At 60.7% G+C, this 17,231-nt stretch carries 15 protein-coding genes; 9 read left to right on the plus strand and 6 right to left on the minus strand.

All coding sequences use genetic code 11. From position 1 onward, the window contains the following. Positions 1-44: 44 nt before the first annotated feature. The 3 genes from mgrA (at position 45) to PHT20_RS04810 (ending at position 2,583) form a co-directional block, all read left to right on the plus strand. Positions 45-1,088 carry an L-glyceraldehyde 3-phosphate reductase gene (gene mgrA / locus PHT20_RS04800; protein WP_301019645.1) on the plus strand — a complete coding sequence of 348 codons (1,044 nt, stop codon included), beginning with the start codon at positions 45-47 and terminating at the stop codon, positions 1,086-1,088. Between the two features lie 52 nt (positions 1,089-1,140). Beyond that, on the plus strand, positions 1,141-2,016 hold the full coding sequence (locus tag PHT20_RS04805) for a DMT family transporter (protein WP_300084295.1): 876 nt from the start codon (positions 1,141-1,143) through the stop codon (positions 2,014-2,016). Positions 2,017-2,163: 147 nt separating this feature from the next. Next, a complete protein-coding gene (locus tag PHT20_RS04810) occupies positions 2,164-2,583 on the plus strand; it encodes a universal stress protein (RefSeq protein WP_300084297.1) in 420 nt (139 codons plus the stop codon). Here PHT20_RS04810 and PHT20_RS04815 read toward each other — a convergent pair. Further along, on the minus strand, positions 2,580-3,524 hold the full coding sequence (locus PHT20_RS04815) for a LysR family transcriptional regulator ArgP (protein ID WP_300084299.1): 945 nt from the start codon (positions 3,522-3,524) through the stop codon (positions 2,580-2,582). The two genes, PHT20_RS04810 and PHT20_RS04815, sit on opposite strands and share 4 nt — an antisense overlap. 228 nt (positions 3,525-3,752) lie before the next feature. Here PHT20_RS04815 and PHT20_RS04820 point away from each other — a divergent pair, with 228 nt between their 5' ends. Continuing rightward, positions 3,753-4,139, plus strand: coding sequence for a hypothetical protein (locus PHT20_RS04820; protein WP_300084301.1), 387 nt, complete (start codon positions 3,753-3,755; stop codon positions 4,137-4,139). A gap of 47 nt (positions 4,140-4,186) precedes the next feature. Here the strand turns inward: PHT20_RS04820 and PHT20_RS04825 are convergent, their stop codons facing one another. The 5 genes from PHT20_RS04825 to hemB form a co-directional block, all read right to left on the minus strand. Further along, positions 4,187-5,668 (minus strand): bacteriohemerythrin, encoded by a 1,482-nt coding sequence (locus PHT20_RS04825; protein ID WP_301019646.1) that lies wholly within the window; start codon positions 5,666-5,668, stop codon positions 4,187-4,189. 89 nt (positions 5,669-5,757) lie between these two features. Further along, positions 5,758-7,029, minus strand: a complete 1,272-nt coding sequence (locus tag PHT20_RS04830; protein WP_301019647.1) for an anion transporter — start codon at positions 7,027-7,029, stop codon at positions 5,758-5,760. Positions 7,030-7,176: 147 nt separating this feature from the next. Then, a complete protein-coding gene (locus PHT20_RS04835; protein WP_301019648.1) occupies positions 7,177-10,431 on the minus strand; it encodes a cache domain-containing protein in 3,255 nt (1,084 codons plus the stop codon). A gap of 16 nt (positions 10,432-10,447) precedes the next feature. Beyond that, positions 10,448-11,608, minus strand: coding sequence for a magnesium transporter CorA family protein (locus PHT20_RS04840; protein WP_301019649.1), 1,161 nt, complete (start codon positions 11,606-11,608; stop codon positions 10,448-10,450). Between the two features lie 76 nt (positions 11,609-11,684). After that, positions 11,685-12,698, minus strand: a complete 1,014-nt coding sequence (gene hemB, locus PHT20_RS04845) for a porphobilinogen synthase (protein ID WP_301019650.1) — start codon at positions 12,696-12,698, stop codon at positions 11,685-11,687. Positions 12,699-13,045: 347 nt separating this feature from the next. On the opposite strand from hemB, the gene PHT20_RS04850 reads away from it, so the two are divergent. The 5 genes from PHT20_RS04850 (at position 13,046) to PHT20_RS04870 (ending at position 17,223) form a co-directional block, all read left to right on the plus strand. Beyond that, positions 13,046-13,474: a CopD family protein gene (locus tag PHT20_RS04850; protein WP_300084315.1), complete on the plus strand. Its 429-nt coding sequence runs from the start codon at positions 13,046-13,048 to the stop codon at positions 13,472-13,474. Positions 13,475-13,483: 9 nt separating this feature from the next. Further along, positions 13,484-14,584 carry a VanZ family protein gene (locus tag PHT20_RS04855; RefSeq protein ID WP_301019651.1) on the plus strand — a complete coding sequence of 367 codons (1,101 nt, stop codon included), beginning with the start codon at positions 13,484-13,486 and terminating at the stop codon, positions 14,582-14,584. A 10-nt stretch (positions 14,585-14,594) separates the two neighbouring features. After that, entirely contained in the window at positions 14,595-14,981 is a 387-nt protein-coding gene (locus PHT20_RS04860) for a (2Fe-2S) ferredoxin domain-containing protein (protein ID WP_301019652.1), read from the plus strand. Positions 14,982-15,157: 176 nt separating this feature from the next. Then, positions 15,158-16,303, plus strand: coding sequence for a D-alanyl-D-alanine carboxypeptidase family protein (locus tag PHT20_RS04865; RefSeq protein WP_301019653.1), 1,146 nt, complete (start codon positions 15,158-15,160; stop codon positions 16,301-16,303). Next, entirely contained in the window at positions 16,303-17,223 is a 921-nt protein-coding gene (locus PHT20_RS04870) for a glyoxylate/hydroxypyruvate reductase A (RefSeq protein ID WP_301019654.1), read from the plus strand. Before PHT20_RS04865 ends, PHT20_RS04870 begins: the two co-directional genes overlap by 1 nt. Positions 17,224-17,231 lie beyond the last annotated feature (8 nt).

Consider the following 17,231-nt stretch of genomic DNA (forward strand, 5'->3'; position numbering starts at 1 on the left):
CCGCCCTACACTCGCGCGTCTTCCTCTTTACCCCAAAACCGCCCATGTCTTACACCGCTGCTGCCACCCGCTACGCCGCCATGCCTTACCGCCGCTGTGGCCACAGTGGCCTGAAACTGCCCGCCATCAGCCTGGGGCTGTGGCACAACTTTGGCGATGCCACCGCGTTTGACACCCAGCGTGAGATGTTGCGCACCGCCTTTGACGCAGGCATCACCCACTTTGATTTGGCCAACAACTACGGTCCACCTTACGGCAGCGCTGAAACCCATTTTGGCGAACACTTGCGCCGCGACTTCAAGCCCTACCGGGATGAACTCATCATCTCCACCAAAGCCGGTTACGACATGTGGCCAGGCCCCTACGGCCAAGGCGGCGGCTCGCGCAAGTATGTGCTGGCCAGCCTGGATCAAAGCCTGCAGCGCATGGGGCTGGACTATGTGGACATTTTTTACAGCCACCGCTTCGACCCCGACACCCCGCTAGAGGAAACCTGTGGCGCACTGGCCAGCGCCGTGCAGCAGGGCAAGGCCTTGTATGTAGGTCTGAGCAGCTACTCGGCAGGCAAAACCCGCGAGGTGGCCGCCCTGTTGCAAGGCATGGGCGTGCGTGCCTTGATTCACCAACCGTCTTACAGCCTGCTCAACCGCTGGGTTGAGGGCGGGCTGCTCGACGCGCTGCAAGACACTGGCATGGGCTGCATCGCGTTCAGCGCGCTGGCGCAGGGCTTGCTGACTGACAAATACCTCAGCGGCGTGCCCACTGACGCACGCATCAACCGCCCCGGTGGCGGTTCCTTCAAGCCCGAATTTTTAAGCCCACAAAACCTAGCGCATGTGCGCGCCCTGAACGAATTGGCGCAAGCACGCGGCCAAAGTCTGGCGCAAATGGCCATGGCCTGGGTGCTGCGTGACGCGCGGGTCACCAGCGCACTGATTGGCGCCAGCTCGGCAGCGCAGATCACCGAGCTGGTGGCTGCCCTCACGCAACCCAGCTTCAGCCCCGAAGAGTTGGCGCTGATTGACCAGCACGCGGTGGAAGGCGGCATCAACCTGTGGCAACGCCCCAGCACAGATCAGCGCCTATGACGCTGGCACTGTCGCGCCGCCCATGGGCAAGCCCACCCCCACAAGAGGCTGCATGAGCGCGCGCGAGTCTCAACCGCACCCGCATTTGTTGGCGCTGGGTGCCATTGCGCTGTGGAGCAGCTTGGCCAGCCTGGGCGTGGCTTTGAGCCACCTGCCACCGTTTTTTCTGACGGGTTTGTCGCTGGCGGTGGGGGGGCTGATTGCCTTGCCGCTGTCGGGTTTCAAACTGGCGGCCTGGCGGGTGCCGTTGCCCACGCTGGCGCTGGGCGTGTACGGTTTGTTTGGTTACCACTTTTTGTTGTTTGTGGCGCTGCGTCATGCGCCCCCGGTGGCCGCCAATTTGGTCAATTACCTGTGGCCTTTGCTGATGGTGGTGCTGGCACCCCTGGTGTTGCCGGGGGTGCGCTTGCGCTGGCAGCATGTGGCCGCTGCCGTGGTGGGGTTTGCTGGTGCAGCAGTGGTGATTTTGGGGCAAGCGCCCAGCCACAGTACCTCCACACCTCTGGCTGGTAACACTCTGTGGGGCTATTTGGCCGCAGCTGCAGCGGCATTCATGTGGGCCAGTTATTCGCTGCTGACCCGCCGGGTGGCGCATTTCCCTACCGCCGCTATTGGCACTTTTGCCTGGGTTTCAGGCGCGTTGTCATTGCTGTGCCATGTCTGGCTGGAGACCCCGGTGAGCCTGACCCTGGGTGACGGTCTGCTGATTGGTTTGATGGGGCTAGGACCCATGGGCGCGGCGTTTTTCTTGTGGGACAAGGCACTCAAAACAGGTGATGCGCGCCACATTGGCATCTTGAGCTACCTGACCCCGCTGTTGTCTACCAGCTTGCTGCTGTGGGTCACGGACAGCGGTTTTAGTGGGTCGGTGGGGCTGGCGGCCTTGCTGATTGTGGGCGCGGCCTGGGTGGGCACGCGGGTCAAATGAAGTGCTTGCGGTTGAAATTTACGATGGCCTGAAGTGAGAATTTATCCAGGGGTTTACCCTTGGTTTCCTGGCATTTTCTTGACATGAGGCAACACGTGGCTCAAGCCCTTGGGTAAACTGAACCGATCCATTCAATAGGAGTTCCCCATGAAGATTCTTCTGGCCGTTGACGGCAGCAGTTACACCAAAAAAATGCTGGCTTATCTGGCAGCGCATGAGTTGTTTTCGCTCAAAAACGAATACGCCGCTTTCACCGCCCAAATGGTCTTGCCCACCCAAGCGCGGGCGGCGCTGGGCAAAGAGTTGGTGGCCAAATACTACGAGGACGAAGGCCAGCGCGTGATGGCACCGGTGACCAAATTTTTGTTGCGCCATGGGGTTGAGGCCAAGTGCTCCTGGAAGACCGGCAAGCCCGGTGACTTGATCTCCAAAATGGCCGAAGAGGGCAAGTTTGACCTGGTGGTGATGGGCTCCCACGGCCACGGCACATTGATCAATCTGGTGGTGGGCTCGGTGGCTACCGAGGTGCTGGCCGGCTGCAAAGTGCCGGTGCTGATCGTGCGCTAACTGCCACTGTTTTGTGTCAAGCCGCCGCCCATGCGCACCAGCGCAATGTCGGCGGCTTTTTTCAGGGTGTTGCTGAGTGCATCGAGCAGCGCAGACTCCAGGTTCCAGCAGTGCCAGTACAGCGCCACATGCAGTGCTTGGCCGGGCATCACGTCCACCAAGGCGCCACTGCGCAGATGCTCACGCACCAGCAGCTCTGGCAGCACACTCACCCCCCAGCCATCCAGCACAGCGCGCACTTGTCCGGTGGAGCTGGGCACATACAGCTGGCTCAAACCCACTTGTTTGAGGCCACACTTTTGCGCCACAAACTCGCTTTGTAAATCGTCTTTTCGGTTGAAGGCGATGAAGGGCAACTGGCTGAAGTTGTGTGCCGTTAGGCCGGCCGGGCAGCGCGCCTGGGCAAAAGCCGTTTGCGCTACTGCCACATAGCGCATGGCGCCCAGCGGTGTGACTTTGCAACTGCGCAGAGCCGCCGGTAGCGTGGTCACGCAGCCCAGCACGCGGCCTTCGCGCAGCCACTCCACCGTGAAGTCTTGGTCGTCGGTGATGATCTCCAGCCCCAAACCCTGGTGCGCCAGCGGGCTCAAGGCTGGCAGTGCCCACGAGGCAATGCTGTCGGCGTTGATGGCAATGGAGATGCGCTCATCTTCGCCCGCCATCCCGGCAGCGCCGGGTGCCATGTCTTTGAGCTCGTGCTCCAGGTCGGCACGCAGCAGGCGCATTTGCATGGCGTGTTTCAGCAGCAAGCGCCCGGCGGTGGTGGCTTTGAGCGGGCGACTGCGCACAATCAGCACCGTGCCCACCTGCACCTCCAGCGAGCGCAGCCGCTGCGACACGGCGGACTGGGTGATCGACAAGCGCACCGCTGCACGCTCAAAACCACCTTCTTCCACAATGGTGGCCAGGCATTCCAGCGCGTCAGGGTCAAAAGTGCTCATGGCGTTTGATTGAATTCATGTGGCTGATAACTTTCATGAAATTCATTCTAGAACTGATGCAAGCCCCCTGACTTGCAGACGCTCGGGTGAGGCTTGCAGTCGGCAGCGAGGCCTCAAAAATCATTGGGGTTTACCCTAAATTCCATCTTGAAAACTTGTTTTTAGGGTCTTTTTGGCCTTTAAGCCAGGGGTGGGTCTTGCAAAATGTCAGCAACCAAGGACAAGACCATGACGCTGCAATACCAACTCAAAGAAGGAAACTACCATTTGTACGACCTCAGCACGCCGGTCAGCAAGGTCACGGGTGAGCACCGCCTGCGCCTCAAAACCGACACGGTGGCGATTGCATTTGAGGCCAGCACGGGCGCGCTGCGTGAACACGGCAGCCCGCAGCGCATTCATTGCTGGGCCAACAACACGCGTCGGCGCTTGCGTGCCAGTGGTGCACTTGAGCATGCCAACGACATCGTGGTGGTGTCAGGCCCGCTGCCGATCGATGAGATCAACAAGTGTCTGAAAATTGACGGCTATTGCCGCGACATGTTCACCCGGTTGCGTGACTTGCCCCACGGCAAGCGCTTGAGCCATGCCAGCCATCAGCACACCAGCCATTGATGAGGTGCTCACCTCCATTAGGCTGACCGACACCACCAGATAAAACTTTATCCAGCGCTGCTTGCATACACGCGCAGGCAGCCTTTGCCGTCGGCCTTGGCGGCGTACAACATTTGGTCGGCGTGGCGCAGCAAGTCATCAGCGCTGGCCGGGTCGGCGGGGAACAGCGTGAGCCCCATGCTGATGCCCACCCGCACTGCCTGCGCGTGGGTTTCAATCGGCTCGGTCAGTTCAGACATCATTTGGTGCAGCCGGTGCGTGACCTCATCCATGCCACCCGCATCTCCCAGCAGCAGCACAAACTCGTCGCCGCCCATGCGCGCCACGGTATCGGCACCGCGCAGGGCGTGCTGCATGCGCTGCGCCACCACGCGCAGCACCTCGTCGCCTGCGGCATGCCCAAGCCGGTCGTTGATGGGCTTGAACCCATCCAAATCCAAGTAGCACACCGCCAGTGGCGTGCGGTTGCGCTTGCTGTGTTGCAGCGCCTGTGCCAGCCGGTCGGTCAGCAGGCGGCGGTTGGGCAGACCAGTCAGCACATCATGGTTGGCCGCGTTCTCTAGCGCCTGGTGGCGTGCCACCAATTGCGAAATGGATGAAATCATGCCCACCACATGCTGCACTTGCAGCGTTTCGTCTAACACCCGTGTGAGTTTCAACCAAATGGTTTCCAGCTCGCCATCGGGCTTGCGCATGCTCAGCTCGCCAGCCCAGTGGCCCGCCTCGGTGCAGGCTTGCCAAGCGGTTTGCCCTGGCTCGGTGCCCAGCAAACTGGGCATCAGCGCCACAATGGATTGCCCCAGCAAGGTGGCGTGCGTGCGCTGCAATTCAAGGCAAAAGGCCGGGTTGACATCAATCACCAGCCCTTGGGTGTCGGTGATGAAAATGCCGTCTGTGGAGCTCTCAATGATGTTGCTTGACAAGCGTAGCTTTTCTTCGGCGCGGCGGCGCTGGCTGACCTCGCGCAGCAGCGCCAAGGTGCGCATGGACAGGTTGTCATACATGCTCAGCACTGTGGTGATCAGCACATGCGCGGCACTTTTCATTTGGGCGGTCGCCTGAGCCTTGGCCTGATCCATGCTGCAGCCACTTTGCACCGCCAGCACCAGCTTGGCCATGTGGGTGTCGTCTTCAAGAATGTGAAACGCCAGCCAGTGGGTCAAAAAAGACACCATCTCTTCGACCGTCGCGTCCGAGCTCATCTGGCTCAACTTCAGCCGTGCCTGCCCCACTTGCGCGACGAATTCACGGTGGGTTTGGTGGTGCGCCAGCACCAGGCTGTCTTGCCCCAGGTGGCGTGCCCACACACCTTCTTCAGTTTGAAAATGGTAGACGGCGTAATCAGCCAGTTCGTCAAATACCGCAGTCAAGATCAACTCATCTGAGCCAAATGCCATGTGCCCGGCCAGTTTGTTGAGCAAATCGACCAATTTGTGATGCTGCGCGTCAATCACCTCAATGCCGGTGGCAAACGTGTCACTCCACGGAAAAATATCAGTCTGGGCGATCAAATGTTCGGCGGTAGGCATAGCAGAGTGGGCAAATTTTCATTCATTACAGGGTGGACTTTGATCATAAGGCGAGTGCACCAATCTTGCTGAAAACACCACAGACTGCCTTACCCAAGGGTTGCCCAGCGCAGCCATGCCCACACCAGCGCCAGTGTCAGCAGCGTCACCGGCACGCCCACGCGGGCATGCATGCGCCAGTCTATGGTCACGCCGCTTTGGCGCGCCAGGTCCACCACAATCAAATTGGCAATCGAGCCCACCAGCAGCAGGTTACCCGCCAGGGTGCTGACCAGCGCCAGCGTCAAACCGGCCTGAAAACCCTGCAGGTGCGGCAGCAGCAGCATCACCGCGGGCACGTTGGAGACCAGGTTTGACAAGCCCAGCGTTGCCACCAACAGCATGCCGGGGTCTGCCAAATGCACACCTTGCGCTGCCAGCCAGGCCACCGCCTGCGCCGCCAGCCCGGTGGACTCAAACGCCTGGTTGACCACAAACAAGCCCATGAACAGCACCAGCAGCGGCCAGTCCACCAGCCCCATGACGTGTGATGAGTGCAGCTTGCGACTGAGCAGCAGCAGCCCCGCGCCGACCAGCGCCGCCACCTCACGCGGCCACGGGGTGAACACAAACACCACCATCAGCGCCAGCGCCACCAGCAGCCCTTTGGCGCTTTGCCACACATCAAAAGCCGGGACTGGCAACGTGGCTGCAGCTGGCACCCAGGGGTCTGGCGCATCGATGTGAGGGGCGCCAGCCTGCCTGCCCGGCGCGGCAGGCCCCCACACCAGCCATGCCCAAAGCAGCAGCAAACTCAAACCCACCGGCACCCAGGCGTGGCGCACATAGCCACCAAAAGGCAGTTGCATGACCGAGCCAATCAACATGTTTTGTGGGTTGCCAATCAGCGTGGCAGCCGAGCCGATGTTGGCCGCGCACGCCAGCCCCAGCAAAAAGGGCACCGGGTCCAGCTGCCGCTGGCGGCACAGCTGCACCACCACCGGCGTCATGGCCAGGCAAATGATGTCGTTGGAGAACACCGCTGACAGCACCCCCGCCACCGCAATCAAGGCACCCAGCAGCGCGTGGCGCCCCAGTGGCCAGGCCGCCACGCGCTGCGTGACCCAGGTGTAAAACCCACCCAAACGCATTTGTGCCGACACCACCATGAATGAAAACAGCAGCAGCACGGTGGGCAAGTCCACCGCCTGGGCGGCTTGCGCCACGCTCATGTCGCCCAAGCCCACCACGCCAATGGCACCCAGCAAAGCCACGCCCGAGCGGTCGAGCTTCAAGCGCGGCAAACCACCCAAAATCATGCCGAGGTAGACCGTGCCAAAGATGGCCACAACGCCCCAGTCGGTCAGGCTATGGTTTGGCATCTGGCAAGGTTGGTGTTATTAATTTTTTATAGCTACTCACGCTTATTTCATAAGGGCTACAGCCATAAATTATATATAAATGCATGGTGTCATTTGCGCCAAGCAACGCGTCCATTGCAGCACACTTGCCTGTGAACGGCACCCAGGTCAGGCACTGATCCAGGCCGCATCTGGCCGCCACTGCTGCACCCAGCCGGGCAGTTCTGCGGCGGGCATGGGGCGGGCAATGCCATAGCCTTGACCCAGCTCGCAGCCCAAGGCCAGCAGGGCGGCGCCGTGCGCCACGGTTTCCACGCCTTCGGCAATGACCTCGCGGTGAAAGGCCTCTGCCAGCCCAATCACGCCTTTCAAAATAGCCAGGTCGTCAGGGTCTTCCAACATGTCGCGCACAAAGCTTTGGTCAATTTTGAGCTGCGCCACCGGCAGCCGCTTGAGGTAGGTGAGCGACGAGTAGCCGGTGCCAAAGTCATCCAACGCAAAGCGCAAGCCCAATTGTTGGCACTGCTCGATCACGTGCGAGGCCGAGCCAATGTCTTCCAGCGCGCTGGTTTCCAGCACCTCAAGCTCCAGCAATGCCGGGCTGACACCGGGGTGGTCGGCCAAGATGGCTTCCAGCCGGGGCACAAAATTGTGTTGCTGCATTTGGCGTGCGCTCACGTTCACGCTCACCGGCAGGTTCAGCCCCATGGCTTGCCAGGCCTGCAGTTGGGTCAACGCAGTGTGCATCACCCATTCACCTACCTCCACCATCAACATGTGGTTTTCAATGGCGGGCAAAAATTCAATCGGTGGCACCAAGCCGCGCTCGGGGTGCTGCCAGCGAATCAAGGCCTCTGCCCCCACCACTTGCCCGCTGCGCATGTTGACTTTGGGTTGGTAATACAGCACCAGCTCGCCTTGTTCGAGGGCTTGACGAATGCGGTCTTGGCTCTCGCGCGAGCCGCGCAGGTGGCGGTCTTGCTCGGTGTCAAAGGCGTGGTAGCGGTTTTTGCCGGCCAGTTTGGCCTGGTACATGGCCTGGTCAGCCTGGCGCTGAAGCTGGTCAGCATCAATCTCTTCGGTTTGCGGGAAATACGTCACGCCCAGGCTGGCCGACACTTGCACCTGCCCCTCGGGCAGCGCCACCGGCGTGTGCGCGGCATCCAGCAGCCGTTGCAGCAGCGGCGCACAGGCTTCGCGCTGCGGCAAGTCCACCACCACCGCCACAAATTCGTCACCCCCCAGGCGCGCCAGCGTGTCGCCTTCACGCAAGACCTGCTTCATGCGCTCGGCCAGCGTCATCAACAGCTGGTCGCCCACTTCGTGGCCATGGGTGTCGTTGATGAGCTTGAAGCCATCCAGGTCAAGGTACACCACGGCCAGTTGCAGGCCACGCCGCTGGGCGTTGTGCATGGCCTGGTGCAAGCGGTCGGCCAGCAGCACGCGGTTGGGCAGGCCAGTCAGGGCATCAAAATGCGCCATATGTTCAAGCTGCTGCTCGTGCGCCTTGAGCGCCGTGATATCTGAAAACAAGGCCACAAAGTGCCCAATCTGCCCCTGTGCATCGCGCACCGCGCTGATGGTTTGCATTTCCACAAACAGCTCGCCGCTTTTGCGCCGGTTCCAAATTTCGCCGTACCAGTGGTCTTTTTCCAGCAAGCCTTTCCACATGGCCTCAAAGTAAGCCTGGTCGTGCCGACCCGAACTGAGCAGGTGCGGGTTGCGCCCCAGCACCTCGTCGCGGCTGTAGCCGGTGATGCGGCTGAAAGCGGTATTGACGTTGACAATGCGGCCGTCTGGCGCGGTGATCATGATGCCCTCGCGGGCGTGGGTGAACACGCTGGCGGCCAGCTGCAGGGCTTGGTCAGCCGCTTTACGGGCGCTGATGTCAGACACCGCTGAAATAAAGTAAAGCGGTTCCCCCTGCGCGTTGCGCACCAGTTGCACTGCCAGGTTGACCCAAACCCAATGGCCGTCTTGGTGCACATAGCGCTTTTCTAGCTGGTAACTGCTGGCTTGGCCCGAGAGCAGGCGCTGCACCTGAGCCAAGTCAGCCGCCAGGTCTTCGGGCAGGGTGATGCGCTGAAAGTCAAAGCCCTGCGCCATCACCTCTTTATGGCTGTAGCCAATCAGTTGGCAAAACTGTTGGTTGATTTGCAAAAACTTGCCATCAGGGGCAATTTGGGCAATGCCCACCGCTGCGTTGTCAAACACCGCGCGAAACAAGGCCTCGCGCTCTTGCAAGGCTTGTGTTTGTGCTTGCAGGTTGGCCTGGTAGCGCTGAAACAGCGTGCGCGACCAGCGGGCAAAGGCATAAGAAGCTGCCAGCCCCAAGGCCAACGCCAGTGCCAGCGGCCATAGCAGGTGGCGCCATGAGGGTTGGCCGCTGAGGCCATAGGCTTCTAAATCATGCTGCAGCGCGGCCTGCATCTCATTGTCAGCCAGGGTGGCCACCAGCACCCAACCCCAGGGCTCAACCTGGCGCACCAAAGCCGTTTTGTGAACTTGCGTGCCAGTGCGCTGGTCTGGCCAGACGTAATTGACAAAGCCTCCGCCGGCTTGCGCCTTGGCCAGCAGCAGTGCCAGTGCTTGTTGCTGTGCTGCAGGCATGCGCTGGTAGTGCTGACCTTCTAGCCGGTTATCAGAGGGTGAGAGCAACGACACCCCTTGGCGATCCAGCAGGCCAATGTAGCCACTGCGGCCAAATTGCAGCGCGCGCAGGCGGTCAATCACTTCTTTTTGTTGCTGCTCTTCCCATTTGTAGGTGTAGTCGCCGGTGCCAATCAGCCAGTCATAGGGGGCAAAACGGCGCACATAAGCCAATTTGTCGGCCATCACCTGGGGCTGGTCGGGCATGTACCAGCGGTAGCGTGAATAGCCGGCACCGTCGGGGCTTTGTGCGGCGGCAATCAAACCGCGCATGATGAAATGGCCGTTGTCGTCGCGGTTGTCCAGGTTGGTGCGGCCTTCAAGCTGCGGGGCGGTGGGCAACAAAATGAACTGGCCCTTGAAATCGTCAATGAAATAGTAGCCACGCCCATCGTAAAACCGCACCCCGCGCAGTGCCTCGGTGATCAAATGCTTGACCTCACTGGGGCTTTTTTGCGGCGACTCGCGGTCATAAATGGCTTGCGCGACCTGCATGGCCACGTCCACTTGCTCACGCAGGCTCTTTTTCAGCACCGCCTCGGTACGGTTGCGGGTGAATTCCAAAAAATTCACCGCCGAGTCAAGCTCGGCCGTCAGGCGGCTGTGCTGCTGGGCTTGCACGGTTTGGGCAATGCGCGCCAGCGAAGCCTGGTGGTCTTGCGCGCTACGCCAACTGTAGTAACCACCCAGCAGCAGTGTCAGCAGCACCACAATGGCCAACGTGCCAGCCAGGTGCAGCCGGGGCAGGGTGTGCGCGGTGGCTTCAATGCGCATGGGTTTCCAATTCAGTTCAGCGGGCCGAGCGCTCCAGGTAGCGCTTGCGCCAGAAAAACGCCACCAGGCTGGTCGCAATCAGCACCATGGCGGTCATGGCCAGCCAGAAGCCGTTGGACTGGTGCAGCAGCGGGATGAATTCGAAGTTCATGCCAAAAATGCCGGCAATCAGGTTCAGCGGCAGAAAAATGGCGGTCAGCACGGTCAGCGTGCGCATGATCTCGTTGGTGCGGTGGCTTTGTGCGTTGAAGTGCATTTGCACTGCAGTTTCGGCGTTTTGCTCTAACCGGCGCACGTGGTGCACCACGCGCTCAATGTGCTCCAGCACATCGCGGCTGCGCACTTGCAGCATGTCGTGCGCGTGCTGCCCCAGCAAGCTGCTGCATTCGGGCTGTGTTTTCAGTGCCTCCAGCCAGTCTTGCATGGCGCTGCGCTGGTCTTCACACAGGGCATCAAGCTGGTGCAACGCCAGCCGGGCGTCGAGCAGGGCGCTCCAGTTGCTGAAACGTGTTTTGGGGTTCAGCAGCTCGGCTTGCCAGTGGTCTAGCTGTTGGCTGAGTTCGCGGCGCAGTGCCAAAAAACCGTCCACCATGTGGTTGACGATGCGCAGCATCAGGTCAGCCGGGTCGGCGGCAATGCCACGTGCGCCGGTGGAGCGGTTGTCTGGCGCGTTGTCTGCAAGCAGCGGCTGGGTGGCCAGGCTGGTGGTGGCCAGCAGCCGGTTGACATAGGCGTCGCGCGGGGCCACATCTTGCGGGTGCACGCTGAGCAGCAGCCGTTCAAACACCACAAAGCCAATCGGGCTGGTGTCAATGCGCCGCAAGATCGGCGGGCCACCTTTGCGCCCCAGCTTCAGGCCGGGCTCGGTGGCGGTGGCGTTGTCGGCTGGGCGGGTGCTGAGGCGGCGAAACACCAGCAGGTCGTATTGCGAAGTGAAGTCGTAGCGCGAGGGCAGTTGCACATTGAGCAGGTCAGACACATGCAGGTCGACCATTTGCACGCCGCACAGGCGCAGCAGCGCGGCTTGCAGCTGGGTGTGAAACTGGGCCAGTTCCTCGCGCGTGCACATCAGCCACAGGTAACCTTGCTCAGACAGTGGCACGCTTGCCAGCAGCTGGGCGGGGTCGGCCAACTGGCGCTCAGTGACTTGGTTGGCGTGGATCGAGAGGAGTCGCATGCAGGTGTCAAAGTGTGTGGCTGCAGATCAATAGCATTTAGGTCTGTAGCGCTTATGAAACAAGCGTAAGAAGCTATTAATTTTGTATTAATCTGGCGGCATCGCGGGCGAAATAGGTCAAGATGCCGTCGGCACCGGCGCGCTTGAAGGCCAGCAGGCTCTCAAGCATGACGGCGTCGTGGTCAAGCCAGCCGTTTTGGGCGGCGGCTTTCAGCATGGCGTATTCGCCTGACACCTGGTAGGCAAAAGTGGGTACCAAAAAAGTGTCTTTCACGCGGCGTACCACGTCTAGGTAGGGCATGCCGGGCTTGACCATCACCATGTCGGCACCTTCGGCAATGTCCAGCGCCACTTCGCGCAGCGCTTCATTGCTGTTGGCGGGATCCATTTGGTAGACCTTTTTGTTGCTTTTGCCCAGGTTGCCTGACGAGCCCACGGCATCGCGAAACGGCCCGTAAAAGCTGCTGGCGTATTTGGCGCTGTAGGCCATGATGCGGGTGTGGATGAAGTGGTTGGCCTCAAGCGCTTGGCGTATGGCGCCAATGCGGCCGTCCATCATGTCGCTGGGCGCCACAATGTCGGCGCCGGCCTCGGCTTGGGTCAGGGCTTGCTTGACCAGCATGTCGATCGTGGCCTCGTTCATGATGTAGCCGTTTTCTTCCGGGCGGGGGTCAGGCAGGCCGTCTTGGCCATGGCTGGTGAAGGGGTCCAGCGCCACGTCACACATGATGCCCAGCTCGGGAAATTCTTTCTTCAGGGCTTGCACCACGCGCGGCACCAGGCCGGTGGGGTTCAGGGCTTCGCGGCCGTCGTAGGTTTTGAGCGACTGGTCTACCACCGGGAAAAGCGCCATCACGGGTATACCCAGCTTGACGCAATCTTCAGCCACCGGCAGCAGCAGGTCCAGGCTCAAGCGCTCTACACCGGGCATGGATGCCACCGGTTGGCGCTGCTGAGAGCCGTCCACCACAAACACCGGGTAGATCAGGTCGTGGGCGGTCAGGGTGTTTTCACGCACCAGGTTGCGGGTAAAGGTGTCGCGGCGCAAGCGGCGTGGGCGACCCATGGGGTAGGCGGCATAAGGTGTCATTGAGGGGGCTCCAGGTGAAGAGATGTCATCGTAATGACATTTTTTTCAGGTTTTTTTTCAGGTTTGGTGAAAACTGCAAAAATTTTTGTTAAATTACGTCCCGAGCAGTTTACTGCTCCCCGCTTTTCCTCCCTGAGCGGGGCCTTGATGTGTGACAGCAAATAGGCTTACCACCCCAGCCCTTGTGCTGGGGTTTTTTTTTGCTCAAAATTTCCCTTGCCGGGTCTCATTCCATTTCTATATCCATCCGACATGTTGTTGCAACGCCATGCCGTGCGCTGGCACTGTCTGCGGCTTCGCGCCTAATGTCGTATCGATCTGAAAACGGAATCACTTAAACTTGAATCATGCTCTGGATCAAATCTTTACACATTGTCTTTGTGGCCAGCTGGTTTGCTGGCTTGTTTTACCTGCCGCGTATTTATGTCAACCTGGCCATGGTGCCGGCTGACTCGGGTGCCGAGCGCGCGCGCTTGCTGCTGATGGCGCGCAAGTTGCTGCGCTTCATGACCATCATTGCCATTCCGGCCTTGGGGTTGGGCATTTGGCTGTGGGTGGGCTACGGCATCGGTTGGGGCCCGGGCAATGCCTGGATGCATGCCAAGCTGACCGCAGTGCTGGTGGTGCTGGGCTACCACCATGCCTGCAGTGTGATGCTGAAGAAGTTTGAGCGTGGTGAGCAGCGCCACAGCCATGTCTGGTACCGCTGGTTCAATGAAGCGCCGGTGATCTTGATGCTGATCATCGTCTGCCTGGTGGTGCTCAAGCCCTTTTAGGGCGGCGTGATGCCGACACACAAAACCTCGGCATGGCCACTGGCCTGGGTTTGTCTGGGCTTGATTCTTTACGCCAGTCTGTACCCGTTTGCCCCTTGGCGTGACCAAGGCATTGCGCCGTGGTTTTTTTTGACGGCGCCACTGCTCACCTATTGGACGGGTTTTGATGTGGTGTCGAACGTGTTGGGCTACATGCCGTTTGGGTTTTTTCTGGCTTTGGCAGCTTTGCGCAGCGGCCGCTCGGCGGTGGCGCTGCCGATGGCGCTGCTGGCCTGTGCCGGGTTGTCGCTGAGCATGGAAACACTGCAGGTGTATTTGCCTGGCCGGGTGCCCTCTAACTTGGATTTGTTGCTCAATATCGGCGGCGGAGCGCTGGGTGCAGCCAGTGCCTGGAGCCTGGAGCGGCTGGGCGTGTTGCTGCGCTGGAGCCGTTTTCGGGCGCACTGGTTTGTGGCCGATGCGCGGGGTGGCTTGGTGCTGCTGGCGCTGTGGCCCGTGGCGCTGCTGTTTCCCACGGTGGTGCCGTTTGGCCTGGGGCAAGTGCTGGAGCGGCTAGAAGCCGCCTTGGCGCAGTGGCTGGTGAACAGCCCCCTGCAGGAGTGGCTGCCGCTGCGCGAGGTTGAACTGCAGCCCATGCTGCCCGCGGTGGAGTGGTCGGCCGTGTTGCTGGGCTTGTGGATACCGTGTTTGCTGGGTTACTGCATCATTGGCGCTTGGCTCAAACGCGTGCGATTTGTGGTGCTGTTGGTGGGGGTGGGGGTGGCTAGCACGGCGCTGAGCAATGCCTTGAGTTATGGCCCCGCCTACGCCTGGCTGTGGTTGACGACCCCCGTCAAAGCCGCCATGGTGTGCGTGGCGGTGTTGGCCGCGGCGCTGCTTTGGCTGCCACGGCGTGCCAGCGCGGCACTGGCCTTGCTGGCGCTGGGGTTGGACTTGAGTTTGATCAACCAGACCCCCATGGGCTCGTATGTAGCGCAAACACTGTTTTCTTGGGAGCAAGGGCAATTCATCCGCTTTTATGGCTTGGCGCAATGGCTAGGCTGGCTGTGGCCTTTTGCCGCCACGGTGTATGTGCTCAATGTGCTGTGGGACAGGGCACCAGAATCCTAAAATCAGCCGCATGACGCACCTTCAAACCCCATCCCCGCTCCCCTTGTCTTCAGCCCCGGCAGACTCTGCCCCCAGCTACTACCAACGGCACATCTTTTTTTGCTTGAACGAACGCCAACCCGGTGAAGACTGTTGCAGCCACCACGGCGCACAAGCTGCTTTTGACCACTGCAAAGTTCAAGTCAAGGCCGCTGGCCTGGCCGGCCCCGGCCAAGTGCGGGTCAACAAAGCCGGGTGCCTAGACCGCTGCGCCGGTGGCCCGGTGGCCGTGGTTTACCCCGAGGCGGTGTGGTACAGCTACGTGGACAACAGCGACATTGATGAAATTGTCGACTCCCACCTGAAAAATGGCCAAATCGTCGAGCGCCTGCGGCTGCCCGCAGACGTAGGGCGCTAGGCTTTTGCAGCTTTTCCCCTCCCCCTCTGGGGGAGGGCAGGGGTGGGGGCTGGCATACCACAGCTGCCAATTATTTTTATAAGCTTTTTATGCCTGTAGCGCTTATTCTATAAGCATGAGAAGCTATATATTTAATATCAAATTCAATGCACAAACTGACACACACATCCAATCCCATGAAAAAATTCTTGTTTTCTTTGCTGGCCGCGTTGAGCCTGTCGGTGGCGGCGCAAACGCCGGTGCCGCCTGAAATAGCAGCGCGCTCTTACCTGCTGCTGGACGTGACAGCCAACCAAATTCTGGCCGCCAAAGACATTGATGCTGCGGTCGAGCCGGCTTCGCTGACCAAGCTGATGACGGCCTACTTGGTGTTTGATGCCCTGCGCAGCAAAAAAATCGATCTCAAGCAAACCCTGCCGGTCAGTGAGCGCGCCTGGAAGATGCCGGGTTCGCGCATGTTCATCGACCCCAAAATGCAGGTGCCAGTGGAAGACTTGATCAAGGGCATGGTGGTGCAAAGCGGCAACGATGCCACGGTGGCTTTGGCCGAAGGTGTGGGCGGGACGGTAGAGCGCTTTGTGCAACTGATGAACGACCAGGCCCAGCTGCTGGGCATGAAGGCCACCGGTTACCACAACCCCGAAGGCCTCACGCAAGCCGGCCACACCACCACGGCGCGCGATTTGAGCGTGTTGGCCACCCGCTTGATGCAAGACTTTCCTGAATATGTGCCTTACTACGCCATCAAAAAATACCGCTACCCTGGCACCCCTGCAGCCAACGACAACAACCGCAACCTGCTGCTGTTTCGTGACCCCAGCGTGGACGGCCTGAAAACCGGCCACACCGAAGCCGCTGGCTATTGCCTGATTGCCACCGCACACCGCGACGTGCCGGGGCTGGGCAGCCGCCGCTTGCTGTCGATTGTGCTGGGCACCGCCAGCGAAAACGCCCGCGCCAGCGAGTCGCAAAAGCTGCTGAACTGGGGCTACACCGCGTTTGAAGCCGTGAAGCTGTTTGATGCCAACCAAGCCGTGGTCAGCCCACCGGTCTGGAAAGGCAAACAAGCCACCGTCAACCTGGGCCAGCCGCACGCCATTGTGGTGGCGGTGCCCAGCGGCAGCGCTGCCAAGCTGACCACCCAGGTGGCGCGCCCCGACCCCTTGGTGGCACCGCTGAGCCAAGGCCAACAGGTCGGCATGCTGAAAATTAGCAGCGCGGGTCAAGCGGTGGCCGAGGTTCCGCTGCTGGCCTTGCAGGGCGTGGAGCAAGCCAATGTGCTGGGTCGCGCTTGGGATGCGCTGCGCCTGTGGATCAAATGATGCGCATCAGCTTTTGCTGCGCCAACACGGCGCCTGAGCCGTGGCTGGTGCGCTTGCGCGCCGCCATGCCGCAGGCCGAGGTGAGCGTGTGGCAGCCGGGTGCAGCGGCGGCCGACATGGCGGTGGTCTGGCAGCCGCCGCAAGCTTTTTTTGATGAGCAACCCCAGCTCAAAGCCATTTTCAACATTGGTGCCGGGGTCGATGCCTTGCTGAAACTGCGCTTGCCACCCCAGGCGGTGGTGGTGCGGCTGGAAGATGCGGGCATGGCCGTGCAAATGGCCGAATACGTGTGCCAAGCGGTGGTGCGCCACTTTCGCGACCTCAATGCCTATGCCGCCGACATGCAGGCCGGGCATTGGACCTTTTACCCGCCGCGCCAGCGCAGCGACTTTGCTGTGGGGGTGATGGGCTTGGGTGTGCTGGGCGCGCGCGTGGCGCAGGCCTTGGCGCAGTTTGAGTTTCCGGTCAACGGCTGGAGCCGCACGCCCAAAGCGCTGACCGGCTTGACCCCATTTGTGGGGGCGGCGCAGTTCAACGACTTTTTAGCCTGCAGCCGGGTGCTGGTGAACCTGCTGCCGCTCACCCCTGAGACCGTGAACCTGCTGAACCACGACATGCTTGGCCGCATGCCGCGGGGCGGCTATGTCATTAACGTGGCGCGTGGCGCCCATGTGGTGGATGCTGACTTGCTGGCGCTGATTCAATCCGGCCACCTGGCGGGTGCCACGCTGGATGTGTTTCGCACCGAGCCGCTGCCTGCCGAGCACCCGTTTTGGCACGAGCCGCGCATTACCCTGACTCCGCACACCTCAGCGCGCACTTTGCTGGACGACAGCATGGCGCAAATGGTGGCCAAGATGGCCGCACTGGCACGCGGCGAGCCAGTCACAGGCGTGGTGAACGTGGCCAAGGGTTACTGAACCCTTGG

Origin of the sequence: Rhodoferax sp., from assembly GCF_028715765.1 — a bacterium.
Classification (GTDB): domain Bacteria; phylum Pseudomonadota; class Gammaproteobacteria; order Burkholderiales; family Burkholderiaceae_C; genus Rhodoferax.